This window comes from Sphingomonas rhamnosi (assembly GCF_036663615.1).
Taxonomy (GTDB): Bacteria; Pseudomonadota; Alphaproteobacteria; order Sphingomonadales; family Sphingomonadaceae; genus Sphingomonas.
Map to the genome: position 1 here is coordinate 244,660 of NZ_JAXOJJ010000001.1, position 24,844 is coordinate 269,503.

Genomic DNA, 24,844 nt, shown 5'->3' on the forward strand with positions numbered 1-24,844 from the left:
GATACCGGTAGGACGTCATTGCTGTCCTACGTAGGCGTGCGGGCGGAGGGTGCAAGCGCGGATCGGGGCCTTACCGTTCTCCCGCGAAGGCGGGAGTCCGGCGCCAAGCAGCGCTGCGCCTGAGACTCCTGGACCCCCGCCTTCGCGGGGGAACGGACGAAGGGGCAGCGACCTGCTGACAAACGCCCTTCCCCGGCGAAGGCCGGGGCCAAGGTGGGAAGGTCGATGTAACGGAGGGCAGCCCGCCGTTCCCCAAGTCCTCCAACTGGGCCCCGGCCTTCGCCGGGGTAGCAGTCGTTCGACTTACGCGGCTGGCGCCGTCGCAGTCGGTGCGGGCGCCGGTACAACCGCGGGCGCGGGCGGCGGCGCGGCGCCCTCAGGACCCATCCCCGGACCACGATCCGGCCCAGCCCCATGCAGCCCGCGGCGGTCATGCGGCGGTCCACCGAGCGGCCCGAGCGCCTTCGCCTTGCCGTCCGCGCCCACCAGGAACGCCGCGTGGATCAGGCCCCTGTCGAACCGCCCCTGCACCGTGACCGGCTGTCCGGCGCGCACCAGCGTGCCGTCCTCGCCCTCACGCCCGGTATCGACCAGCGCGCGACCGCTGGCGTCGGCCATCACGAACTTGTTGCCATAGACTTCGGCGACGCGGCCGCGGACCGTGATGATCGAATCGTCGTCGTTGGTCAGCGTGCGGATCGCGACCGGTGTCGCGGGCGCCATCGTCACGCTCGGGCGGCTCGCCTCGACTGCGAGCGCGCCGGCACCGCCACCGACGACGAGCAGGCCAAGCGCGGCGGCGAGGAGGACGGGGCGGCCGCGGAAGCGGGGAAGGGTATCGGACATGACAGCGTCTCCGGTTGGTGTTGCGATGCACTGTCTCTAGCGTGGGCGCCCCACCGCCCCGCTGAACCGCGCCGTTCAGATTCGGTTTGGCAAAAGCGGATAGGAGGACGCGATGCGGATATTGCTGGTCGAAGACGATGAGACATTGGCCGCGGGCATCGCGCGGGCGCTCCGCGCGGAGAATTTCGCGGTCGATATCGCGTCCAATGGCGAGGATGGGGGGCATCTGGGCGCGACCGAACTCTACGACGCGGCGGTGCTCGACCTCGGGCTCCCCTTGCGCGACGGCCTGTCGGTGCTGCGCGACTGGCGCGCCGCCGGCCGCGACCTGCCGGTGCTGATCCTCACCGCGCGCGACGGCTGGTCCGAAAAAGTCGCCGGGTTCAAGGCGGGTGCCGACGATTATCTGGTCAAGCCGTTCCGCGTCGAAGAGGTGATCATGCGGCTGCGCGCGCTGGTCCGCCGTGCTGCGGGGCATGCCGGCGCGCGCGTGACCTGCGGCCCGTTGGTGTTCGACGCGCAGCTCGGGACGTTCGAGCTCGACGGGCTGCCGCTCAAGCTGACCGCGTTCGAATGGCGCGTGCTGTCGACGCTGATGCTGCGCCGCGAGGTCGTGGTCGAGCGCGCCGAGCTGATCGAGCGCGTCTACGAAGGCGACGCCGACGTCGATTCGAATTCGATCGAGGTCATAATCGGCCGGCTGCGGCGGAAAATCGGGATGACGCTGATCGAGACGGTCCGCGGGCGCGGCTATCGGCTGACGGCGGGCGCATGAGGCTGGTGCCACGATCGCTGTTCGGCCGGCTGCTGGCGATCGCCACGCTCGCGACGCTGGCGGCGTTGCTGCTGGCGAGCGTCGCGATCGGCCATGTCCTCGAACGGTTCGTGATGCGCGGGTTCGACGACCGGCTCGACGCGCAGACCACGGTGCTTGCGCGCGCCGTTGACGGACAGGGGCAGCTCGACCCAGCCCGCGCGATCGACCTGCCCGGGTTCGACACGCCGGGATCGGGCTGGGTGTGGCAGGTGCGCACGGCCGACGGACGCGCCTGGCGCAACGGTGCAGAGCCGCCGCCGACGCCGATCCTGCGCGAGCCCGGCCCCGGCGACGGCAGGCGGCCGCATCCGGGGGAAGGCCGCGGCCGGTCGGGCGAACCGCTGCATTTCCGCACCTTGACGGTTGTGCGCGCGAACGGCCCGGTCACGATCACCGCGAGCGGCCCGCGCCGCGTCGTCGAAGCGCCGCTGCGCGAGGCGATGGTACCGCTGCTCGGCTCGCTCGCGCTACTCGGCGCCGCGCTCGCCGCCGCGACTCTGATCCAGTTGCGGATCGGGCTGCGGCCGTTGCGGACGCTGCAGACGTCGCTCGGCGCGGTGATCGCGGGGCGGCAACGTCATGTGCCGACCGATCTTCCGATCGAGCTCGCACCGCTCGCCGCCGAACTCAACACGTTGATCGACCAGAATGCGGCAGGGCTGGCGCATGCGCGGCGCCACGTCGCCAACCTCGCGCACGGGCTGAAGACGCCGCTCGCCGCGCTGGGGCTGGAACTGGCGGACCGCGACCCCGATGGGCGGCTGGGCGTGATGCTCGCCGACATCGACCGCCGCGTCAGCCATCATCTGCGCCGCGCGCGCGCGGCTATGCCCGGCGCACCCGGTCGCGCCGCTACGCCGCTCGCGCCCGCGGTTGGCGATCTGGTCGACGTGCTGCGGCGCGTCCATGCCGACCGCGCGATCGCGGTGGAGATCGTAGTTCCTGGCGACGTGACGGCCGGCATCGACGCGCAGGACTTCGACGAGATGATCGGCAATCTACTCGACAACGCCTGGCGCCATGCCGCGCACGCGATCCGCATCGACGCGGCGATCGACGCGGGCAAGGTGAGAATCGCGATCGAGGACGACGGCACCGGGCTCGACGACACCGAACGCGCCGAAGCGCTGGTCCCGGGCCGGCGGCTTGACGAGGCGGGGCCGGGGCACGGCTTCGGCTTGCCGATTACACAGGAACTGGCGGAGCTGAACGGCGGCGGCTTGGTATTGTCGCGGTCCGCGACTCTGGGCGGGCTGTGTGCCGCGCTGACGTTGCCGAAGGGCGCTTAATCCATCGCCGCGCGGATCGCGGCGCCGGCGACGAACGGTGCTCCTGCGACCAACAGCAAGCTGACCGCCGCCAGCAGCTTGACCGCGCCGGCGCCGCCATCGAGCGAGCCGGCGCCGAAAATCAGCAGCGGCACCGCGAGCGGCAGCATGACCAGCCCCGCGACCGCGCCGCCGCCGCGCACGCCCGCGACCAGCGCGCTCGTCGCCACCGCCAGCGCGGCGAGCCCGGGCGTGCCGATCGCCAACCCGATCTCGACGCGCAGCAAGGTCTCGCCCGACAGGTCGAGCAGCCCTGCGGCAATGACCGCGGCGAGCATCAGCGGCGGGCCGAAACTGAGCCAGTGCGCCAACGTCTTCGCCGCCGCGACCGCCGCGATCGACACGCCGCGCACCGCGAACTGGTCGAACACGCCGCTGTCCAGATCGGGCGCGACGAGCCGCTCGACCGGGAGCAGGCCGGCGAGCAGCGCCGCGGTCCAGATGATCCCGCCGCCGACGCGCGCCAGCAACGCCGCATCGGGTCCGATCGCGAACGGGAACAGCGTGGCGACGAGCAAGAAGAAGGCGACGACCAGGGTCGCACCGCCGCCCGCGACATTGCGCCGCAGATCGCGCAGGACGATACCGATCACAGGCGGATGTCCTGCGCGCCGGGCAGATCGAGCGGCTGATGCGTCGCGACCAGCGCGATCCCCCCGCGCCCGCGGTGCTCGGCGATCAGCGTTTCGAGCCGGCCGACCGAGCGCGCGTCGAGCCCGTTGCCGGGTTCATCGAGCAGCCACAGATCCGCACCGCTCGCGACGACGCGCGCGATCGCGGCGCGGCGGCGCTGGCCGGTCGACAGCAACCGGACCGGCACGGCCGCCAGATCGGCAAGGTCGAGCGCGGCAAGCGCCGATTCGACCCGCGTCCCGGGCGCGGGCGCATCCAGCGCCGCCCAGAAAGCCAGCGCATCGGCCAACGGCCGATCGCCATCGAGCGCCGCTGCCTCGGTAAGCAGCGCGCGCGTACCCTCCGCTTCGACCAACCCCTCGGTGGGCGCAAGCAACCCTGCGGCGATGCGGATCAGGCTCGATTTGCCGACGCCGTTGGGACCGGTGACCACCCCCGCCCCGCCGCGTTCGATCCGGAACGAGCGCCGGTCGAACAGCAGCCGCCCGCCACGCATGCAGGCCACGTCGGCGAACGCCAGCGTCACGGCGCCACCGAATTCTCGAGCGCGTGCATGTCGTCGTCGGACAGCCCGAAATGATGGCCGATCTCGTGGATCGTCACATGCGCGACGAGATCGTCGAGGCGGACGCCGGTCTCGATCCATTCCTCGAGGATTGCGCGGCGATAGAGGAAGATACGGTCGGGCAGCGCGCCGCTATCCATCGACGATTTCTCGCCGATCGGGCGGCCATGGTACAGGCCCGACAGGTCGAGCGGGTGGTCGAGCCCGACCGACGCCAGCGTCTCGTCGTCGGCGAACTCCTCGACCTGCAGCACGACGTCGCCGAGATGCACGGCGAATTCGGCGGGCAGCCGCGCGATCGTCGCGCGTGCGATCCCCTCGATGGCTGCGGCATCGGGTGCCGCGGCGAAACGCTCTTGCCCGCTCATGCGCTCAGCCATAGGCGTAGACGCTCAACAGCGGCAAGGGATGGCCATGATCGAAGCGCTCAGCCAGGTAGACCGCGCCGAGGCGCTCGATGCCCTCGACGAATGGGATTATGACGAAGCCCGCGACGCGATCACGCGGACGATCGTGTTCGCCGACTTCGTCGAGGCGTTCGGCTTCATGACGCAGGTCGCGCTGATCGCCGAGCGGATGGGCCATCATCCCGAATGGAAGAATGTGTGGAACCGCGTCGACATCCTGCTGACCACGCACGATGCCGGCGGGATGTCGTCGCGCGACATCGAGATGGCGCAGGCGATCGATGCGATCGTCGACGAGGAGTAGGCCCGGGAGACCTTACACCCCTCCGTCATCCTGACGAAAGTCAGGATCCAGGGTAACGGGCGGCGCGCTCAGTAACTCTGGATCCTGACTTTCGTCAGGATGACGGCTAGGTAGGGCGCTGTCAGGATGACGATCTGGTGCGCCGCCCGCGCATCCGCTTGCGCAGCTTGCCCGGCATCCAGCGCGCGGCGAACGCCATGCTGCGTGCGGTCTTGCCGACATAGGTGTGCAGCCGGTCGCCATGCACCGCGGCCCACGCCGCGTCGGCGACCGTGTCGACATCGGTCAGTTCCATGCCCGCAGCGGTCACGGTCTGGCGGATCGATCGGTTGGACGCGGCCGTCGTCGCATCGAGCAGCGGCGTGTCGATGAAGCTGGGAATGATCGATCGCACCCGGATCCGCTCCGCCGCCCATTCGCCGTCGAGCGCTTCGGTCAGCGCGCGCACCCCGATTTTTGGTCGCTGAATAGGGCGCCAGCCCTGCCGAGCCATAGATCGCCGACGCCGACGCGGTATTGAGCAGGCATGATCCCGGCGTCCGCTTGAGATAGGCATGGCCGATCTTCGCGCCGTTGATCGCGCCGACCAGGTTGATCGCGATGACGCGGTCGATTTCCTCGAAATCGGTCAGCGCGAGCGGCCCGCCGGTGCCGATCCCGGCATTGTTGAACAGCACGTCGAGCCCGCCCCCGCCCGTAAACGCATCGAGCGACGCGACCCACGCGTTGCGGTCGCGGACGTCCATGACATAGGTCTCGGCCCGGTCGGCGGGCAGCAGTGCCTTGGTCGCGGCCAGCCCCGCGGCGTCGACATCGGCGAGCCCGACACGCCAGCCGCGCGCGGCGAACAGGATCGCGGTTGCGCGACCGATGCCCGAACCGCCGCCAGTGATGAAGATACTCTGGGTCACGCGCCTCTCCGTTTGATTTTGTCGGCAGCATCCCGCATCCCTTCGAGCGATGCCAGCGCTTTCCCCCGTCCTCGCGTTCGACGGCGTCACCCGGCGCTATGGCGAGACGATCGCGGTCGACGCCGTGTCGGTGGAGATCGCCGGCGGCAGCTTCGTCGCGCTGGTCGGCGCGTCGGGGTCGGGCAAGTCCACTCTGCTCAAGACCGTCAACCGGCTGGTCGAGCCGAGCGCGGGGCGCGTGACGATCGACGGCGTCGACGTCGCCGACGGCCCCGCGCCCGCGCTGCGGCGACGGATCGGCTATGTGTTCCAGAGCATCGGGCTGTTCCCGCACATGACGGTCGCGGAGAATATTGCGATCCCGCTGCGGATCGCCGGACGCGACGAGGCCGATCGCGTCGGCGAGCTGCTCGATCTGGTCGATTTGCCGCGCGACGTTGCGGGGCGCCTGCCCGACGCACTGTCGGGGGGCCAGCGGCAGCGCGTGGCGATCGCGCGCGCGCTCGCACCCGGTGCGAAGCTGTTGCTGCTCGACGAAGCGTTCGGCGCGCTCGATCCGGTGACTCGCGACGCGCTCGGCACCGCGATCCGCGGCTTGCACGAGCGGCTGGGGCTGACGACGATCCTCGTCACGCACGACATGGCCGAGGCGATGCTGCTGGCCGACCGGGTGCTGGTGATGAAGGCCGGGCGGATCGTCGCGGATGCGACCCCGGGCGCGCTGCTCGCCGGCCAGGGCGGCGCGGACGCGCAGGCGCTGGTGCAGGTGCCTCGCGATCAGGCCGCGCGACTGGCGGCGCTGCAACCGTGAGCGACTTCCTCGACACCCTCGCCCGCGTGCCGCCGTTGCTCGCCGCGCATGTCCTGCTGTCGGCGTGTGCGCTGCTGCTCGGGATCGCGATCAGCGTGCCGCTGGGCATCTGGTCGGCGCGCTATGCGACGGTCGCACGCGTATCGCTCGGCTTTGCAAGCCTGGTGCAGACGGTGCCGAGCCTCGCATTGCTCGCGCTCTTCTATCCGCTGCTTCTCAGCCTGTCCGCGCTGGTCGGCGGGGGAATTCCAGCGCTCGGCTTCCTGCCGTCGCTTATCGCGCTGACGCTGTACGCGCTGCTGCCGATCCTGCGCAACGCGGTGGCGGGGTTGAACGGGATCGATCCCGCGGTGCTGCAAGCCGCCGACGCGGTCGGGATGACGCCTGCGCAGAAACTGCGGCTGGTCGAGGCGCCCTTGGTCGCGCCGGTCCTGGTCGCGGGAATCCGCACCGCCGCGGTCTGGACGATCGGCGCGGCGACGCTGTCGACCACGGTCGGCCAGCCCAGTCTGGGCGACATGATCTTCGCCGGGCTGCAGACGCAGAACTGGGCGCTGGTGCTGGCGGGGTGCGTCTCGGCCGCGGCGCTGGCACTGGCGGTCGATGCGCTGATCGGTGCGATCGAAACGGGTATCCGGACGCGCCGCCGGTGGATGTGGATGGCCGGTACCGCCCTGCTGGTGCTCGGCACGCTGGCCGCGACCGCACCGCTCTGGGCGCACGCCGACAAGGGCCGCACCGTCGTGGTCGGCGCCAAGAATTTCTCCGAGCAATATATCCTCGCGCGGCTGATCGGCGACCGGCTGGAGCGTGCCGGCTATGCCGTCGAGTATCGCGACGGGCTCGGCTCCGCGGTCGTGTTCGGCGCGGTCGCGGGCGGGGATATCGACGTCTATGTCGATTACGCGGGCACGATCTGGACCAACGCGATGAAGCGCACCGACGTGCCGCCCCGCGCCGCGATGGTGGCCGCGATCGCCAAGTGGACGCGCGATACGAGCGGCGTCCGGCTGGTCGGCGCGCTGGGGTTCGAGAATGCCTATGCGTTCGCGATGCGGGGCGACGACGCGCGGCGGCGGGGGATCGCCAGCCTCGACGATCTGGCGAAGGCGTCGCCCGGGCTGACGCTGGGCAGCGATCTCGAATTCCTTGAGCGGCCCGAATGGGCGGCGGTGTCGCGCGCCTATCCGCTGCGGTTCGCGAAGACCACGCCGTTCAGCCCGACGTTCATGTACCGCGCGCTGGCCAGCAAGCGCGTCGACGTGATCTCCGCCTTCTCGTCCGACGGCCGGATCGCGGCGGACGGGCTGACCGTGCTCAGCGACCCGCGCCACGCGATCCCGAGCTACGACGCGGTGCTGCTGGTCGCGCCCAAGCGCGGAGGCGATGCGAAGTTCATCGCCGCTTTGCAGCCGCTGGGCGGCCGCATCCCGGTCGAGGCGATGCGCGCGGCGAACTATCAGGTCGACCGGGACAGCGACAAGCGGACGCCCGAGGCCGCGGCGACGTGGCTGGCGGAGAAGGTCGGCTTCTAATCCACCGTCATCCCGGGCTTGTCCCGGGATCCAGGGTTACGCGCGGCGGCATTCGTGGCTCTGGATGCCGGGACGAGCCCGGCATGACGGCGGGGGCATCAGAAGAACAGCTTCCGGATGCTCAACCGTACCGTGCGGCCGAGCGGATCGAGATAATCCGGCTGGAACCCGATCGGCGTGGCCCCGGTCGAATCGGTCACCCGCTGGCGGCTGTTGAACACATTGTCGACCGAGAAGGTCACCCGCGTGCCGCGCAGCCACGGATGCGCCTTGAGCAGTTCGAGCCGCTGGCCGAGATCGGCGAACAGCCGCAGGTTCGCGGTGGCGAGACCCGAAAAAGCGAGCGCTTCGGGCACCGCTGCGGTGCCACCGTTGACGCGCGTACCGGTCGCATACTCCGCCGACAGCCGCGCGCCGATGCCATTGTTGCTGTACCCCGCCTGCGCCTCGAACTCGTGCCGCGGCTGGCCGCCATTGCCGCCGGTCGCGTCGCCGTTGAGCAGGTCGAGGCTGGGGCCGCCCTGTTGCACGAGCACGCGGTCGGTGAAGTGCCAGGTGTGGTAGAGCGCGAACTGCACCCGGCCACCGCCCTGCCCGCGCCCGCCGCCGCCAAAGCCGCCGCCGCCGCCGCGGAACCCGCCGCCACCACCGCCACCGGGTCCGCCCGCACCGCGACCACCGCCGCCGGCGCCGGGCGCGCCGTCCGCGCCTCCAGGCCTACCGCGGAATCCGCCCGGTGGGGCCAGCCCCTCGAACGGGTTGGGTCCGGTGCCGGCGCGATAGGCTTCGAGCTCCTTCTGCACCTTCGACTTGATCGGCGCGGAGAAATTGATGCCCCACCGCAGCTCGGAGCGCTCGCTGCGCGCGAAATTGATCGGCCGCTGGTCGATCCGCAGCAGCGTGCCGTCGGCATCGCGCGTGAAGCGATCGGGAAACGCCGCCTCGATCGCCGCGGTCGCGCTGGGGAAGGACGCGATCGGATTGTCGGTGCGCGCGCTGACGTAATTGGCGGTCAAATTGATGTCGCGCTTGGTCCACGGCTTCAACGTCAGCCCGAGCTTCTCCACATGGCTCGACTGCGCGTCGAGGTTCGGATTGCCGCCGCTGATCGTCGTCACGGTCGCGGTGGTGCCCTGGATATAGTCGAAGATCCGCACGTTCGGGCGGCTGATCGACGGATTGCCGAGCTGCTGCGCGGTCGGCGCGGTGTCGGTATCGGTCGCCGACGCGATCAGCCGGACGCCCTCGACCGGGTTCCAATTGGCGCCGTAGCCGAGCGTGGTCAGCGTCCCGAAGTCCGACAGCTGGTCCGCGGCGAGGTTGAAGTTGGCCGACAGGTTGCCGAGGAAGCCCAACACGTCCTTCGACCGGCTGGCGATCGGCAGGTCGACATTGACCTGCCCGCTGACCGAATCGCGCGATACAGCACCGGTCTGCACCAAGTCCGAGCGGTACGAACGGCTCGCGAAATCCGCGGTGTCGGCGCCGATCTTGATGCTGGTCGACACTTCGCCTGCGGGCAGCGCGAACAGCGTGCCGTTGACCAGCGCGTCGACCCCGCCGGTGGTCTGCCGCGCATAGGCGCGGTTGCCGGGCGCAGCGCCGATGTCCGCCGCGGTCAGTCGCGACAGGCTGGCGGTGGGATCGGCCGCGGTCAGCCGCGCCTGGAACACGCTCGCGTCGACGCCGGTCTCGGTGAAGGTCTGGGTGTCGCTGCGGTCATAGTTGCCCGTGACCGACCAGCGCCAGCTGCCCAGCTGGCCGTTGAGCGTGCTGCCGAGATGCGCCGCGATCGACGAAGCGCGCTGCTCCAGCGGCTGGAAGCCGGGATCGTCCAGTGCGCGCGAGACGATCGTGCCGTCCGCCAGCGTCAGATTCGCGACCGGCAGGCCGTTCAGGCTGATGCTGTCGGTCGTTTCGATCCGCGCGTTGAGCGACGCGGCGACCTTGCCGATGTCGCGCGCATAGACGGTATTCGCGCTGAACGTGCGGCTCGCCCCCTGCAGCGTGCGGTACGGCGTCGGGTCGATCACCGCGCCGTTCGCGCCGACCGCGGTGGTCGGCGTCGGAACGATGTCGCGCTCGGCCTCGGTCAGCGCCGAGCTCTCGGTGTAATCGAGATGCAGGTTCATCCGCTTGTCGCGGGCAATGCCGAGCAGGTCGAGATTGCCCTGCGGCGTGTTGCGGCCGCCTTCGGTCGCGATTCGATCGGTCGCCTCGGCGGTCACCGCGCGGAAGCGGCGGCGCAGCACGAAGTTCACGACCTTCTGGTCGGCGCGATAGCCGTATTTCAGCGCGACTTCCTCGGGCAGGATGTCGACGCGCTGGATCGCCTCGGTGGGCAAGTCGCGGATCTCGGCGAAGCTCGAGATGCGGCGGCCGTTGAGCAGCACGACCGGCGCGCCGCCGCTGCCGCGACCACTGGTCGTCTGGGGCGCGAGTTCGGCAAGCAGGTCGGAGACCGTGCTGACGCCGTAGGAGCGAATGTCGGCGGGTCCGAGCTGCTGGTCGGGCGGGATGTCGCCGATCACCGCGCCGGGCAGGTTGCGCTGGCCGGTGACGATGATGTCGGGCTCGTCGGACATGCTGTCGTCCGCCTGGGGCACTGGCGTGGCCGGAACCGCCGCAGGTGCAGGCGCCTGTTGCGCGGTCGCCAGCGCGGGCGTGCTGACCGCCAGAAACAGACCCAAACGACGCATGTACATTCCCTCGATACCCATGCGCATCGCCTAGTCGGGAATTGTCGCAAGACTATGCCGGACGCGAAACGGTTTCTCCCCTTTCTTTCAAACGCCTGACGCCAACGCATTACGCCATCGCCCCTCTTGTCATCGTCCGCACGAGGCTAGAGAGTCATGCGCATAACCGAACGGGAGAGCGGGATGGCGGCGGTATCGAACGCAGGATCGAACGAAGGAACGCCCGCACGGCAGAGCGAGCGGCTGATCATCATCGCCTCGTCGCTCGGCACCGTGTTCGAATGGTATGATTTCTACCTCTACGGCCTGCTCGCGACGATCATCACCGCGCAGTTTTTCTCCGGCGTCAACGAGACCACCGGGTTCATCTTCGCGCTCGCGGCGTTCGCGGCCGGGTTCGCGGTGCGGCCGTTCGGCGCCCTGGTGTTCGGGCGGATCGGCGACATGGTCGGGCGCAAAAACACCTTCCTGGTCACGATGGGGATCATGGGCGTCTCGACCTTCGTCGTCGGGCTGCTCCCCAATTATGCGACGATGGGCGTCGCCGCGCCGCTGTTGCTGGTGCTGCTGCGGTTGCTGCAGGGCCTGGCGCTCGGCGGCGAATATGGCGGCGCGGCCACCTATGTCGCCGAACATGCGCCGCCGCACCGCCGCGGGCTGCACACCAGCTTCATCCAGACCACCGCGACGCTCGGGCTGTTCGCGGCGCTGCTGATGGTGATCGGCGTGCGCACATTGGTGGGCGAGCCGGCGTTCGCGGCCTGGGGCTGGCGCGTGCCGTTCCTCGCCTCGATCCTGCTGCTCGGCGTATCGCTGTGGATCCGCATGCAATTGGCCGAGAGCCCGGCATTCCAGAAGATGAAGGACGAGGGCACGGTGTCGAAGGCGCCGCTGACCGAGGCGTTCGCGCGCTGGGGGAACCTCAAGATCGTGCTGATCGCGCTGTTCGGCGCGGTGATGGGCCAGGGCGTGGTCTGGTACACCGGGCAGTTCTACGCGCTGTTCTTTCTCGAAAAGACGCTGCGCGTCGACGGCGCGACGACCAACATCCTGATCGCGATCGCGTTGCTGATCGCGACACCGGCGTTCGTGTTCTTCGGCTGGCTGAGCGACAAGATCGGGCGCAAACCGATCATTTTGACCGGGTGCGCGCTCGCCGCCCTCACCTATTTCCCGATCTTCCACGGCCTTTCACAGGCGGCCAATCCGGCGCTCTATGCGGCACAGGCGAACGCGCCGGTCTCGGTGATCGCGGATCCCGCCGAATGCTCGGTGCAGTTCGATCCGGTCGGCAAGAACCGGTTCGACTCCACGTCATGCGACATCGCCAAGACCTATCTGGCCAAGGCCGGGGTGTCCTATGAGAACGTCGCCGCGCCGGCGGGAACGATCGCGACGATCCGAATCGGCGACACCGCGATCGAGACGGTCGACCCCGGCGCAGTGAAGGGTGCCGCTCGTGTTGACGCCATCAAGGCGTTCGGCGTGCGCGCCAAGGCAGCGCTGTCCGCAGTCGGCTATCCGGAAAAGGCCGACATCGCCGCGATGAACAAGCCGCTGGTGGTCTTCTATCTGACCATCCTCGTCCTCTTCGTGACGATGGTCTACGGGCCGATCGCCGCCTTGCTGGTGGAACTCTTCCCAACGCGGATCCGCTACACGTCGATGTCGCTGCCCTATCATATCGGCAATGGCTGGTTCGGCGGGTTCCTGCCGACCACCGCGTTCGCGATGGTCGCGGCGACCGGGAACATCTATTATGGACTATGGTATCCGATCGTCGCCGCGGCGGCGACGGTGGTGATCGGGCTGTTCCTGTTGCCCGAGACGTTCAAGCGGTCGCTGGACGACTAGCGCAGGCACGCCGTTCCCCCGCGAAAGCGGGGGTCCAGGGTTCCGGACGTCGCGCTGCTTGACCCTGGGCTCCCGCTTTCGCGGGAGAACGGTGCTTGCGTCGACGAGTCCCGACTCAGTCCAGCGCCACCGTCGCCGCATCGATGCGGCGGAGCATCGCGACGAACCCCGCGATCTCGTCGGGTTCGAACCCCGCGAAGATCCGCGCCTCCAGGTCGCGCGCCTTGGGTGCGACGTCGGCGTAGAGTGTCCGGCCATCGTCGGTCAGCACCAGCAGGTGCGAGCGCTTGTCCCCCGGATTGTCGCACCGCGCCAGCAGCCCGCGCTCGACCAGCCCGATCGCCGCGCGGCTGACCGTTACCTTGTCCATCCGCGTGCGCTGGCCGATCTCGCCCTGGCTGATCCCGCCGGTCTCGGCGATCACCGCGACCAGCCGCCATTGCGGGATCGAAAGCCCGAACAGCACGTCGTACGCGCGCGCAACGCGGTCGCTGACGAGGTTCGAGGTGAACGACAGCCGAAACGGGATGAAATCGTCGAGCACGAGCGGGCGATCGGTCATGCGGGGATCGTAACGGTTGACACCATCGCCGCAAACTCTCAAATTGGTAACAATAGATACTAAGACTGAGGATGCGCGACATGGACCATATGGACGTCAACCCGATGGGTCTCGACGGTTTCGAGTTCTGCGAATTCACGTCGCCGGACCCGCAAGCGATGGCGCAGCAGTTCGAGCAGCTGGGCTTCGTGCCGGCATCGACGCATCCGACCAAGGCGGTCACCCGCTACAAGCAGGGCCGCATCAACCTGTTGCTCAACCGCGAGCCCGATTCGCATGCGACCGCCTTCGCGGCGGCGCACGGCCCATCGGCGAGCGGTATGGCGTTCCGCGTATCCGATGCGAAGGCGGCGTTCGACGCGGCGGTCGCACGCGGCGCCAAAGCGGCGGATGCGAGCATGGGTGCGCTAGGCGAAGGCTATGTGCTCGAAGGCATCGGCGGCTCGATGCTGTATCTGGTCGATCGCCACGGCGCGGCGGGATCGCTGTATGACGACTGGACCCCGGTGCCGGGCGCGGCCGAGGCGGAGGCCGAGAACAATGTCGGGCTCGACCTGCTCGATCACCTCACGCACAATGTGAAGCGCGGGCAGATGCGGACCTGGTCGGCGTTCTACGGCCAGATCTTCGGGTTCGAGGAGCAGAAGTACTTCGACATCAAGGGCAAGGCGACCGGCCTGTTCAGCCAGGCGATGATTGCCCCCGACCGCGCGATCCGCATCCCGCTGAACGAGAGCCAGGACGACCATAGCCAGATCGAGGAGTTCATCCGCGAGTATAACGGCGAAGGCATCCAGCATCTCGCGCTGACCACCGACGACATCTACACCACCGTCGAGAAGCTGCGCGCGCGCGGCGTCAAGCTGCAGGATACGATCGAGACCTATTACGAACTGGTCGACAAGCGCGTGCCGAACCACGGGGAGGATTTCGCCCGGCTGAAGGCCAACCGCATCCTGCTCGACGGCAATGTCGGCGAGGAAGGGTTGCTGCTGCAAATCTTCACCGAGACGATGTTCGGGCCGATCTTCTTCGAGATCATCCAGCGCAAGGGCAACGAAGGCTTCGGCAACGGCAATTTCCAGGCGTTGTACGAGTCGATCGAGCTGGACCAGATCCGCCGCGGTGTGATCACGGTCGACGCGTAAACCCACCGTTCTCCCGCGAAGGCGGGAGTCCAGGGTTACCGGACGCAGCGCTGCTTGGCTCCTGGACTCCCGCTTTCGCGGGAGAACGGGCACGGTAACCGGCAGCCGCGACCGCGAAAATCGGAACAGGTGTTGGAGAGGAAGCCCATGACAATGCACCAGCCGATCGCCGCAGGCACGACCGCCGGGACCTACATTCCCGGCTTCGGCAACCACGTCTCGACCGAAGCCGTCCCCGGCGCGCTGCCCATCGGCCGCAATTCGCCGCAGCGCCCCGCCTTCGGCCTCTACGCCGAGCAGCTGTCGGGCACGGCCTTCACCGCGCCGCGGCACGAGAACCGCCGCAGCTGGCTCTACCGCCTGCGCCCCACCGCGGAGCACCCGCCCTACACCCGCTACGACGGCGCGACGCGGTTCGCCCCCGGCACCGGCGACGCCCCTCTCGCCCCCAACCGGTTGCGCTGGGACCCGATCGCCGACTCGCCAGTAGGCACCGACTGGATCGACGGGCTGACGACGATGCTCACTAACCGCGATCCCGCGGACCTGGAGGGCGTCGCGCTCCACGTCTACGCCGCCGACACCGACATGACCCGCGTCTTCATGGATGCGGACGGCGAATTACTGTTCGTGCCGCAGGCTGGCCGGCTCGACATCGTCACCGAACTCGGCCGCGTGCTGATCGCGCCCGGCCAGATCGCGATGGTACCGCGCGGCGTGCGGTTCCGCGTGAAACTGCCCGACGGCGCGGCGCGCGGCTATGTCGTCGAGAATCACGGCAGCCTGTTCCGCCTGCCCGATCTCGGCCCGATCGGCGCCAACGGCCTCGCCAACCCGCGCGATTTCGAGACACCGGTCGCCTGGTTCGAGGACCGCGACGAACCGACGCAGGTCGTCCAGAAATTCATGGGCAGCCTGTGGACGACGACGCTCGATCACTCCCCGCTCGACGTCGTCGCGTGGCACGGCAACCTCGCGCCGTGGCGCTATGATCTGGCGCGGTTCAACACGATCGGCACCGTGAGCTTCGACCATCCCGATCCCTCGATCTTCACGCTGCTGACCTCGCCCAGCGACGTACCCGGCCGCGCCAACGCCGATTTCGTGATCTTTCCGCCGCGCTGGATGGTCGCCGAAGACACGTTCCGCCCGCCCTGGTTCCACCGCAACATCATGTCCGAGGCGATGGGGCTGATCACCGGCGCGTACGACGCCAAGGCGGAAGGCTTCGCGCCCGGCGGCATCTCGCTGCACAATCTGATGGCGGGGCATGGCCCCGACCTGGCGAGCTGGACGGGCGCGAGCAACGCCGACCTCAAGCCGCACAAGATCGACGGCGCGATGGCGTTCATGGTCGAGAGCTGCTGGCCATACCGCCCGACCAGCTACGCGCTGGATCACGCCCAGCTCGATTACGACGCGGTCTGGGCGGATTTCCCCAAGGCGAAGCTGCCGGGATGATCCTGCACGGCTATTGGCGGTCGTCCGCGGCGTACCGCGTGCGGATCGCGCTGGCGTTGAAGGGGGTGGCGTACGACCACGCCACCCACGACCTGCGGATCGGTGCGCAGGCGGAGCCCGAATATCGCCTGATCGCGCCGCAGGGCCTGGTGCCCGCGATCGAAGCCGATGGCGACGTGCTGACGCAATCGCCCGCGATCCTCGAATGGCTGGAGGAACGCTATCCCGCGCCCGCGCTGTTGCCGGCGGGTCTGCACGACCGTGCTGTGGTCCGCGCGATGGCAGCGACGATCGCGTGCGACATCCACCCGATCAACAATCTGCGTGTGCTGCAGACGCTGCGCCGCGATTTCGGCGCGGACGAGGCGGCGGTGACCGCGTGGATCGCCCGCTGGATCGCCGACGGGTTCGCCGCGCTGGAAGTCCAGATCGCGCGCCATGGCGATGGTTTCGCGTTCGGCGCAACGCCGACGATCGCCGATTGCTGCCTCGTCCCGCAGGTCTATGCGGCCGAGCGGTTCGCGGTCGACCTGACGCCCTATCCGCGACTGATGGCGGCGGCGAACGCCGCACGCGCGCTGCCCGCCTTCCAGGCCGCGCACCCCGACCGCCAGCCCGACGCGGGATGAGCGACGCGCGCGTTTTCGCGACTCCGGCCGGAGTCACGCTCGGCCCGCTCGCGCAAATCCCCGACGGCACCGCGCGCAACTTCGTGCTGCAGATGCGCGCCGGGCGGTTCCACGGCTTCGTGGTGCGGCGCGGTGAGACGGTGGTCGGCTATGTCGATCGCTGCCCGCACATGGGCGTGCCGCTCGCACAGGAACTGGACGCGTACCTCACCCCCGACGGCAAGCGGATCGCCTGTGCGTGGCACGGTGCGCTGTTCGAGATCGCCGACGGGCTCTGTGTCGGCGGGCCGTGCACCGGGGCGCGGCTGACCCCGTGGCCGGTAACGGTGGCAGACGGCGCGATCGTCACGGCGTAAGTGCTCCTGCGAAAGCAGGAGCCCAGGGTTACAAACGACACCGCCTGCGATTCCTGGACTCCCGCTTTCGCGGGAGAACCGTTTATTCCAGCTCCAGGATTACCTGATCCACCGCCAGGCTGTCCCCGGCCTTGGCCTCGACCGACTTCACCGTGCCCGTCTTCTCGGCCCGGAGGATATTCTCCATCTTCATCGCCTCGACCACCGCTAGCGGCTGCCCCGCCTCGACCCGGTCACCCGCGCCGACATCGAGCCGGACGAGCAGCCCCGGCATCGGGCAGATCAGGAATTTCGACAGATCGGGCGCGACCTTCGCGATCATGTGCTGCGCGTACGGCGCCACACGGGCCGGCAGCACGCGCGCGACGTGGCTCGCACCGCGCGCGGTCAGCTTGAAGCCGCTGCGCGTCCGCGCGATGCGGACAGTGAGGTCCTCGACGCCCTCGACCGTCACCATCCGGTCGCCCGGGGTATATTCGAGCGCGACGTCGAGCGCTTCGCCATCGACCAGGATGCCGTCGGTCGAGATCGTCACCGCGTGATCGACGTCGCCGATCGCCACCACCCAGTCGGCGGGCGGGCGAAGGCGGCGGCCGAGCTGCCCGTCGGTACGGCGCGCGCGGTCGGCCTCGGCGGTCGCGGCGAAGGCGGCGACTGCGGCGAGCGTGGTCAGCAGGTCGGGCGCCGCCGGTGCGCCGTGGAAGCCGTCGGGATATTCCTCGGCGATGAACCCGGTGGTCAGCGCGCCCGATCGGAAGCGCGGATGCTGCATGATCGCGGAGAGGAAATCGATGTTGTTGCCCGGCCCCTCGATCTCGAACGCGTCGAGCGCGGCGATCTGCAGATCGACCGCCTCGTCACGCGTCGGCGCCCAGGTGATGAGCTTCGCGATCATCGGGTCGTAGAACATCGACACCTCGCCGCCCTCGCGGACCCCGTCGTCGACGCGGATATAGCCGCCTTCTGCTCCCCCTCCCGCAAGCGGGAGGGGAGTGTTCGACTCAGGCGGATTATACCGAACCAGCCGGCCGATGCTCGGCAGGAACCCGCGATACGGATCCTCGGCATAGACCCGGTTCTCGATCGACCAGCCGTTGAGCTGCACGTCGGCCTGCCCGAACGGCAGCGGCTCGCCTGCCGCGACGCGGATCATCAGTTCGACCAGATCGAGCCCGGTGATCGCCTCGGTCACCGGATGCTCGACCTGCAGCCGGGTGTTCATCTCGAGGAAGTAGAACCCCTCGCCCGTCGTGTCCGCGCCCGAGACGATCAGCTCGACCGTGCCCGCAGAGAAATAGCCGACCGCCTGCGCCAGCGCGACCGCCTGTTCGCCCATCGCCTTGCGCATCTTCGGCGTCACGAACGGCGACGGCGCTTCCTCGACCACCTTCTGGTGGCGGCGCTGGATCGAGCATTCGCGCTCGTTGAGGTAGACGATGTTGCCGTGCTGGTCGCCGATCAGCTGGATCTCGATATGGCGCGGGCTCTCGATGAACTTCTCGATGAACACGCGGTCGTCGCCGAAGCTCGCCAGCCCTTCGCGCTTGGTCGCCTCGAAACCTTCGCGGACGTCCTGTTCGCTGTAGGCGAGCCGCATGCCCTTGCCGCCGCCGCCGGCCGACGCCTTCATCATCACCGGATAGCCGATCCCGCCCGCGATCTCGACCGCGTGATCGGTGCTGTCGATCTCGCCGAGGAAGCCGGGGACGACGTTGACGCCCGCGGCCTGCGCGAGCTTCTTCGATTCGATCTTGTCGCCCATCGCGGCGATCGCGGCGGGGGGCGGGCCGACGAACGCGATTCCCGCGTCCGCGCAAGCACGGGCGAAACTCTCGCGCTCGCTGAGGAAGCCGTAGCCGGGGTGGATGCAGTCGGCGCCGGTCTCCCTGGCCGCGAGCAGGATCAAATCGGCCTTGAGATAGCTCTCCGCCGCGGGTGCGGGCCCGAGCCGCACGGACTCGTCGGCCATCAGCACATGCGGGCTGCGCGCGTCGGCGTCGGAATAGACCGCGACGGTCTTGATGCCCATCGCCTTAGCGGTCCGCATGACGCGACACGCGATCTCGCCGCGATTGGCGACCAGGATTTTCTTGAACATCATTCGCCCCGCAAACTGCCGTCACCCTGAACTTGTTTCAGGGTCCATCTCTCCGCGATTACCGTCATCGCCCGTTGCGCGATGGATGCTGAAACAAGTTCAGCATGACGGTGTGGAATGCCGCATCGGCTCTTCGCCGACCATCGGTTTCAGCCCCAGCTTCGCCAGCAGCGCCGCGTCCGCACTGTCGCCGGCGTTGCCGGTGGTCAGCAGCTTGTCGCCGGTGAAGATCGAGTTCGCGCCGGCTATGAAGCAAAGCGCCTGAGTCGCTTCCGACATGCTCTCGCGGCCGGCCGACAGACGGACCATGCTGAGCGGCATCGTGATCCGTGCGACCGCGACGGTGCGGACGAATTCGATGTCGTCGATCTGCGCCATCGGGGTGTCAGCGAGCATGTCGCCGAGCGGGGTACCGCGGACCGGCACCAGCGCGTTGACGGGGACGCTTTCGGGGTGGCGCGGCAGCGTCGCCAGCGCGTGGACGAAGCCGACGCGGTCGGCGCGGGTCTCGCCCATGCCGACGATGCCGCCGCAGCAGACCGAGACGCCCGCGTCGCGCACGTTCGCCAGCGTATCAAGCCGGTCCTCGAACGTCCGCGTGGTGATGACGTTGCCGTAATTCTCAGGGGACGTATCGATATTGTGGTTGTAGTAATCGAGGCCCGCGTCCGCCAGCTGACGCGCCTGATGCGGGTCGAGCATGCCGAGCGTCATGCAGGTCTCAAGCCCCATCGCCTTCACGCCCGCGACCATAGCGACGACCTTGTCCATGTCGCGGTCCTTGGGGTTGCGCCAGGCGGCGCCCATGCAGAAACGCTGCGATCCCGCGGCCTTGGCCTCGGCGGCGGCGGCGAGGACGGCCTGCACCTCCATCAGCTTTTCGGCCTTGAGCTGCGTGTCGGCCGATGCCGATTGCGAGCAATAGCCGCAATCCTCGGGGCAGCCGCCGGTCTTGATCGACAGGAGGGTGCAGAGCTGGACCTCGCCGGCAGCGTGGTGCGCGCGGTGGACGGTCTGCGCGCGGAACATGAGGTCGTCGAAGGGGAGGTCGAACAGGGTCGCGATTTCCGCGCGGGTCCAGTCGATGCGCACGTCGCCCCCCTCACCTTCAGGGGAGGGGCTGGGGGTGGGGGCTGTCCGCATATCCGGCGTGGCGTTCGGGGACAGGCCCCACCCCAACCCCTCCCCTGAAGGGGAGGGGCTTGTGCGGAGAAGGGTATCACTCATTCGGCGGCTTCCTCTTGGGGCGGCATGTTGTGGCCGAGCAGGCGGAGGACTTCCTCCGCCGCCTCGACGAGATTGGTTCCGGGGCCGAAGATCGCCTGCACCCCGGCGTCGCGCAACGTCTGATAGTCCTGCGCGGGGATCACGCCACCTGCGATCACCTTGATGTCGGCACGGGCCGCCTCGCGTAGGTGACCGATCAGCTCGGGGATCAGCGTCTTGTGCCCGGCGGCGAGGCTGGAAGCGCCGACGACGTCGACGTCCTTCTCGACCGCGAGCGCGGCGGCTTCGGACGGGGTCTGGAACAGCGGACCGGGGACGATCTCGAACCCCAGATCGCCGAACATCGACGAGACGAGGTTGGCGCCGCGGTCATGCCCGTCCTGGCCCATCTTGGCGACGAGCATGCGCGGTTTGCGGCCGATGCGGCGTTCGGTGGCGGCGACGCCATCGGTGAGGCGGGTCCAGCGCGCGTCGTCCTCGTACGCGCCGCCATAGATGCCGGAGACCGGGGTCGGCTGCGTGCCGTAGCGGCCGAACACATCCTCCATCGCCGACGAGATTTCGCCCAGCGTGGCGCGCGCACGGGCGCAGTCGACCGCGAGCGCGAGGAGGTTGGTCTCAAATCCTCCCCGATCCGGGGAGGTGGCAGCCGCAGGCTGACGGAGGGGGCTTTCCTCAGGCGGTGGCGTTTGGGGAGAGCCCCCTCCACCAGCCTGCGGCTGGTCCCCCTCCCCGTTCCGGGGAGGATTTTTCGCACCCTCGCGCAGGGCGTCCAGGGCAGCCCGGCACGCGACCTCGTCCCTGTTCGCCTTCACCCGCTGTATCCGCGCGATCTGCGACTCACGCACCGCGACATTGTCGACGTCGAGGATCTCGATCGGGTCCTGTTCGGCGAGCTTGTACTTGTTGACGCCGACGATGACGTCCTCGCCGCGATCGACGCGCGCCTGGCGGCCGGCGGCGGCTTCCTCGATCATCGCCTTGGGCCAGCCGGCGGCGACGGCCTTCGCCATGCCGCCCTCGCGTTCGACGCGTTCGATGATCTCCCAGGCGCCATCGACCAGGCTCTGCGTCAGGCTCTCGATATAATAGCTGCCGCCCAAGGGATCGACGACCTTGGTCATCCCCGTTTCTTCCTGCAGCACGATCTGCGTGTTGCGCGCGATCCGGGCGGAGAAGTCGGTGGGGAGCGCGATCGCCTCGTCGAGCGCGTTGGTGTGGAGCGACTGCGTGCCGCCGAGCATCGCCGCCATCGCCTCGATCGTGGTGCGCATGACGTTGTTGTACGGGTCCTGCTCGGTCAGCGACACGCCCGAGGTCTGGCAATGCGTGCGCAGCATCTTCGAGCGCTCGTCCTTGGCGCCGAGATCGGTCATCACCCGGTGCCACAGCACGCGCGCGGCGCGCAGCTTGGCGATCTCCATGAAGAAGTTCATGCCGATTGCGAAGAAGAACGACAGGCGGCCGGCGAACTTGTCGATGTCGAGGCCGCTGGCGACACCGTATTTCACGTACTCGCGGCCGTCGGCGATGGTGAAGGCGAGCTCGTGGAGCTGCGTCGCCCCCGCCTCCTGCATGTGATAGCCGCTGATCGAGATGCTGTTGAACTTGGGCATCTCGCGGCTGGTGTAGCCGAAGATGTCCGAGATGATCCGCATGCTCGGCTCGGGCGGGTAGATGTACGTATTGCGGACCATGAACTCCTTAAGGATGTCGTTCTGGATGGTTCCGTCGAGCAATTTGCGATCGACGCCCTGTTCCTCGCCCGCGACGATGAAGAAGGCGAGGATCGGGATCACCGCGCCGTTCATCGTCATGCTGACCGACATTTTGTCGAGCGGAATGCCGTCGAAGAGGATCTTCATGTCCTCGACCGAATCGATCGCGACGCCGGCCTTGCCGACGTCGCCGGTGACGCGGGGGTGGTCGGAATCATAGCCGCGGTGGGTGGCGAGATCGAACGCGACCGATAGCCCTTTCTGGCCAGCGGCAAGGTTGCGGCGGTAGAAGGCGTTGGAGGCTTCGGCGGTGGAGAAGCCGGCATACTGTCGGATCGTCCACGGACGCCCGGCATACATCGACGCGCGCACACCGCGGGTGAACGGCGCGAAACCGGGGAGGCCGGGGTCGGTGGTCACGTCGTCCGCGGTGTAGAGCGGCTTGACGTCGATGCCCTCGGGCGTCGGCCAGGTAAGGTCGGCGCCTTTGACTTCCTTGGTGGCGAGCGCCTGCCAGTCGGCGAGAGTGGGGTTCGGTTTGTCGGTCATACAGAAAGCACCACCCCGGCGGAGGCCGGGGCCCAAATGGAAAGGTCTGCGTAACGAAGCGCAGCGCCAGCCAATGCAGCGTTACCCAATTGGGCCCCGGCCTCCGCCGGGGTGGTGCGAAACTGATAGGTCACTTGCCCGTGAACACGGGTTTGCGCTTGGTGAGGAACGCAACGCCGCCCTCCATTGAATCCGCGCTCCCCCGCGCCGCGCGCTGGTTCTCCGCCTCGGCGTGCATCGCGCTCGCATAGTCGCTTTCCAGCCCCAGCGCGATCGCGCGCCGCATCAGCCCGAGCGCCACCGTCGGCCCCGCCGCCAGCCGTTCCGCCAGCGCGAAGGCTTCCGCGTCGAGCGCGTCGTCGGCCACGACCGTGTGGATCATCCCCCAGTCGAGCGCCTTCGCCGCGGGCACGCGCTCGCCGAGCATCATCATCTCGGTCGCGCGTGCGCGCCCGATCAGCCGCGGCAGCATCCACGACGCGCCGCCATCGGGCACGAGCCCGATATTGACGAACGCCTGCAGGAAATAGGCGGTCTCGCTCGCCACGCAGAAATCCGCGGCGAGCGCGAGGCTGCACCCGATCCCCGCCGCCGGCCCGCGCACCGCGCTGACCACCGGCACGCCGAGGTCGGCGATCGCTGCCATCAGCGGGTTGTAGCTCTGCGTCAGCGCCGCAAACGTCGCCTCGCCCGGATCGGCGCTGCCGAGCGCCCCGCCGGCCACATCCGCGCCCGAACAGAACGCCCGCCCCGCCCCCGCGATCAGCACCGCACGCGCACCGTCGAGCGCCCCAAGCGCCGCCGCCAGCTCCTCGAACATCGCCGGCGGCGCCGCATTGAGCCGGTCGGGCCGGTTGAGCGTCAGCACCAGCACGTCGCCGCGCCGTTCGCTCAGGATATGGTCGGCCATCAATGCGCGTCCTTCGGGGTTTCCATCAGCTCGACCAGCATCCCGCCGAAATCCTTCGGGTGGACGAATATGATCGGGGTGCCATGCGCGCCGATCCGCGGGCTGCCAAGCACCGTCGCGCCCTTGGCGGTCAGGTCGGCGACCGCGGCGGCGATGTCGGGGACTTCGAAACAGACGTGATGCTGCCCGCCCGCGGGGTTCTTGCGCAGGAACCCCGCGATCGGCGAGCTTTCGTCATAGGGTTCGATCAGCTCGATCTGCGTGTTGGGCGTATCGATGAAGCACACGCGTACGCCCTGCGCGGGCAGATCGAACGGCTCGCCGACCTGCGTCGCGCCGAGCAGCGTCCGATACGTCTCGACCGACTTCGCGATCGAGGGCGTCGCGACACCGACATGGTTGAGACGTCCGATCACTGTGCATCCTTTGGCGGTGGCGGTGTGGGAACGACGCCGAGCGTATAGCCGCACACCCCCAGCACCTTGCGCACCATCGCGTCGTCACCCGGCGCGGCGAAACTGGCCTGCACCGCGAAGTTCGATCCGTTGGTGGTCTCGACCCCCACAATCTGCGACTTGACCAGGAAGGTCGTCAGCTTGGTGATCGCCTCGGGATCGGTGATGTAGGTCGCAGTCCCCGGAAATTGCCACAGATAGGTGAAGGCCGGCCCGCCATCGAAGCGCACCGCGACCGCCTTGTCGGCCGAAGCTCCGATAGCGTTGGGCTGGATGAACTGGATCGAGACGATCGGTTCGGTACCGACGTCGCACTTGACCACGAAGCGCGACAGCCCGTCGCGCCCGGTGACGGACGCGGAGACGCTGCGCACGCCGGCCGTGTTGGTCCGGTCGGTGAACTTCCATGCCTGCGCCGCGGGGGCGGGGGCCGGGGCGGCGACCGCCGCTGCTTGGAGAAGTAGGGGTATGATCATTCCTCAAGCCTCCGCTGCTGTCGCCCGGACGCCATGGCCGCGCCCTCTATCATGCCTTCAAGACGGGACACGCGATCGCGCAGATCACCATGCGCCTCGGCCAGCCGCGACAGGCGCTCGCTCTGCGCGGTAGCAGCATCCTTCAGAAACCGAACATCGTCCTGCATCAGCAAGACGGTTCGCAAAGCCTTCAGCGCCTCTCCTATCGTGCTCACGGCCGCTTGGCCTCGCGCGAAAGAACATCGTCGACCACTTTGTTGGCGCGCTCGATCGACGCAATGGCTTCGCGGATGTCAGCCTGCATGCGTGGCACTGCGACAGCGACTTCTCGCGCCAACAGTGCCAGCGCCTCCTGCTCGTCGGCCTCACCGTCGGCGATATACTTGCTGGTCGCCTCGCGGACGACATGCCCGACCGAGCGGCCGCTGCCCACCGCGAACGCGTCCAGAGCGGCCTTGTGATCGGGTGTGGTCAGAAACGTCACGCGTTCGGTCTGCATGGCACGACTCCTTCGCATGACATGATAATGTGCAGGAAGCCCACGT

Annotated in this window: 24 protein-coding genes and 1 pseudogene; 10 read left to right on the forward strand and 15 right to left on the reverse strand. The window is 68.6% G+C overall.

The genetic code is table 11. The features are described 5' to 3' along the window. Positions 1-303: 303 nt before the first annotated feature. Positions 304-846 (reverse strand): hypothetical protein, encoded by a 543-nt coding sequence (locus U1701_RS01220; protein WP_332780712.1) that lies wholly within the window; start codon positions 844-846, stop codon positions 304-306. A gap of 112 nt (positions 847-958) precedes the next feature. Here U1701_RS01220 and U1701_RS01225 point away from each other — a divergent pair, with 112 nt between their 5' ends. Then, positions 959-1,621, forward strand: a complete 663-nt coding sequence (locus U1701_RS01225; protein WP_332780713.1) for a response regulator — start codon at positions 959-961, stop codon at positions 1,619-1,621. Further along, positions 1,618-2,952, forward strand: coding sequence for a sensor histidine kinase (locus U1701_RS01230; RefSeq protein WP_332780714.1), 1,335 nt, complete (start codon positions 1,618-1,620; stop codon positions 2,950-2,952). Before U1701_RS01225 ends, U1701_RS01230 begins: the two co-directional genes overlap by 4 nt. Here the strand turns inward: U1701_RS01230 and U1701_RS01235 are convergent. The 3 genes from U1701_RS01235 to U1701_RS01245 are packed head-to-tail and all read right to left on the reverse strand — an operon-like array spanning position 2,949 to position 4,557. Beyond that, positions 2,949-3,584: a heme exporter protein CcmB gene (locus tag U1701_RS01235; protein WP_332780715.1), complete on the reverse strand. Its 636-nt coding sequence runs from the start codon at positions 3,582-3,584 to the stop codon at positions 2,949-2,951. The genes U1701_RS01230 and U1701_RS01235 overlap by 4 nt on opposite strands. Then, a complete protein-coding gene (gene ccmA, locus U1701_RS01240) occupies positions 3,581-4,120 on the reverse strand; it encodes a heme ABC exporter ATP-binding protein CcmA (RefSeq protein WP_332781417.1) in 540 nt (179 codons plus the stop codon). The genes U1701_RS01235 and ccmA overlap by 4 nt, the downstream gene beginning before the upstream one ends. Positions 4,121-4,146: 26 nt before the next feature. Continuing rightward, on the reverse strand, positions 4,147-4,557 hold the full coding sequence (locus U1701_RS01245) for a metallopeptidase family protein (protein ID WP_332780716.1): 411 nt from the start codon (positions 4,555-4,557) through the stop codon (positions 4,147-4,149). Positions 4,558-4,603: 46 nt separating this feature from the next. Here U1701_RS01245 and U1701_RS01250 point away from each other — a divergent pair, with 46 nt between their 5' ends. Then, entirely contained in the window at positions 4,604-4,900 is a 297-nt protein-coding gene (locus tag U1701_RS01250; protein ID WP_332780717.1) for a 4a-hydroxytetrahydrobiopterin dehydratase, read from the forward strand. 121 nt (positions 4,901-5,021) lie between these two features. On the opposite strand, the pseudogene U1701_RS01255 reads toward U1701_RS01250, so the two are convergent. Further along, a pseudogene (locus U1701_RS01255) lies at positions 5,022-5,811 on the reverse strand (SDR family oxidoreductase). Positions 5,812-5,860: 49 nt separating this feature from the next. On the opposite strand from U1701_RS01255, the gene U1701_RS01260 reads away from it, so the two are divergent. Beyond that, positions 5,861-6,622 (forward strand): ATP-binding cassette domain-containing protein, encoded by a 762-nt coding sequence (locus U1701_RS01260; protein ID WP_332780718.1) that lies wholly within the window; start codon positions 5,861-5,863, stop codon positions 6,620-6,622. Then, positions 6,619-8,157 (forward strand): ABC transporter permease/substrate-binding protein, encoded by a 1,539-nt coding sequence (locus U1701_RS01265; RefSeq protein WP_332780719.1) that lies wholly within the window; start codon positions 6,619-6,621, stop codon positions 8,155-8,157. The genes U1701_RS01260 and U1701_RS01265 overlap by 4 nt, the downstream gene beginning before the upstream one ends. Before the next feature lie 98 nt (positions 8,158-8,255). On the opposite strand, the gene U1701_RS01270 is transcribed toward U1701_RS01265, so the two are convergent. Then, positions 8,256-10,856, reverse strand: a complete 2,601-nt coding sequence (locus tag U1701_RS01270; protein WP_332780720.1) for a TonB-dependent receptor — start codon at positions 10,854-10,856, stop codon at positions 8,256-8,258. Between the two features lie 183 nt (positions 10,857-11,039). On the opposite strand from U1701_RS01270, the gene U1701_RS01275 reads away from it, so the two are divergent. Next, positions 11,040-12,710, forward strand: a complete 1,671-nt coding sequence (locus tag U1701_RS01275) for an MFS transporter (protein WP_332781418.1) — start codon at positions 11,040-11,042, stop codon at positions 12,708-12,710. A 115-nt stretch (positions 12,711-12,825) separates the two neighbouring features. On the opposite strand, the gene U1701_RS01280 is transcribed toward U1701_RS01275, so the two are convergent. Next, a complete protein-coding gene (locus tag U1701_RS01280) occupies positions 12,826-13,272 on the reverse strand; it encodes a MarR family winged helix-turn-helix transcriptional regulator (RefSeq protein ID WP_332780721.1) in 447 nt (148 codons plus the stop codon). 80 nt (positions 13,273-13,352) lie between these two features. On the opposite strand from U1701_RS01280, the gene hppD reads away from it, so the two are divergent. The 4 genes from hppD (at position 13,353) to U1701_RS01300 (ending at position 16,866) form a co-directional block, all read left to right on the forward strand. Further along, positions 13,353-14,420, forward strand: coding sequence for a 4-hydroxyphenylpyruvate dioxygenase (gene hppD / locus U1701_RS01285; protein WP_443025974.1), 1,068 nt, complete (start codon positions 13,353-13,355; stop codon positions 14,418-14,420). 147 nt (positions 14,421-14,567) lie between these two features. Continuing rightward, the gene (gene hmgA / locus U1701_RS01290) at positions 14,568-15,881 is read left to right on the forward strand and encodes a homogentisate 1,2-dioxygenase (RefSeq protein ID WP_332780723.1); all 1,314 of its coding nucleotides are present in this window, start codon (positions 14,568-14,570) and stop codon (positions 15,879-15,881) included. After that, a complete protein-coding gene (maiA, locus tag U1701_RS01295) occupies positions 15,878-16,510 on the forward strand; it encodes a maleylacetoacetate isomerase (protein ID WP_332780724.1) in 633 nt (210 codons plus the stop codon). Before hmgA ends, maiA begins: the two co-directional genes overlap by 4 nt. Then, on the forward strand, positions 16,507-16,866 hold the full coding sequence (locus U1701_RS01300) for a Rieske (2Fe-2S) protein (RefSeq protein ID WP_332780725.1): 360 nt from the start codon (positions 16,507-16,509) through the stop codon (positions 16,864-16,866). The genes maiA and U1701_RS01300 overlap by 4 nt, the downstream gene beginning before the upstream one ends. An 82-nt stretch (positions 16,867-16,948) precedes the next feature. Here the strand turns inward: U1701_RS01300 and U1701_RS01305 are convergent, their stop codons facing one another. From U1701_RS01305 to U1701_RS01340, 8 genes are all read right to left on the reverse strand, one after another. Continuing rightward, positions 16,949-18,967, reverse strand: a complete 2,019-nt coding sequence (locus U1701_RS01305) for an ATP-binding protein (protein ID WP_332780726.1) — start codon at positions 18,965-18,967, stop codon at positions 16,949-16,951. A gap of 96 nt (positions 18,968-19,063) precedes the next feature. Next, positions 19,064-20,107, reverse strand: coding sequence for a biotin synthase BioB (bioB, locus tag U1701_RS01310; protein ID WP_332780727.1), 1,044 nt, complete (start codon positions 20,105-20,107; stop codon positions 19,064-19,066). Between the two features lie 80 nt (positions 20,108-20,187). Then, positions 20,188-22,458, reverse strand: coding sequence for a methylmalonyl-CoA mutase (gene scpA, locus U1701_RS01315; protein WP_332780728.1), 2,271 nt, complete (start codon positions 22,456-22,458; stop codon positions 20,188-20,190). A 130-nt stretch (positions 22,459-22,588) separates the two neighbouring features. Then, a complete protein-coding gene (locus U1701_RS01320) occupies positions 22,589-23,368 on the reverse strand; it encodes an enoyl-CoA hydratase-related protein (RefSeq protein ID WP_332780729.1) in 780 nt (259 codons plus the stop codon). After that, positions 23,368-23,784 (reverse strand): methylmalonyl-CoA epimerase, encoded by a 417-nt coding sequence (gene mce / locus U1701_RS01325; RefSeq protein WP_332780730.1) that lies wholly within the window; start codon positions 23,782-23,784, stop codon positions 23,368-23,370. Before mce ends, U1701_RS01320 begins: the two co-directional genes overlap by 1 nt. Further along, positions 23,781-24,299 (reverse strand): hypothetical protein, encoded by a 519-nt coding sequence (locus U1701_RS01330; RefSeq protein WP_332780731.1) that lies wholly within the window; start codon positions 24,297-24,299, stop codon positions 23,781-23,783. The genes mce and U1701_RS01330 overlap by 4 nt, the downstream gene beginning before the upstream one ends. Continuing rightward, positions 24,296-24,514, reverse strand: coding sequence for a hypothetical protein (locus U1701_RS01335; RefSeq protein WP_332780732.1), 219 nt, complete (start codon positions 24,512-24,514; stop codon positions 24,296-24,298). The genes U1701_RS01330 and U1701_RS01335 overlap by 4 nt, the downstream gene beginning before the upstream one ends. Continuing rightward, a complete protein-coding gene (locus U1701_RS01340) occupies positions 24,511-24,798 on the reverse strand; it encodes a hypothetical protein (protein WP_332780733.1) in 288 nt (95 codons plus the stop codon). The genes U1701_RS01335 and U1701_RS01340 overlap by 4 nt, the downstream gene beginning before the upstream one ends. Positions 24,799-24,844 lie beyond the last annotated feature (46 nt).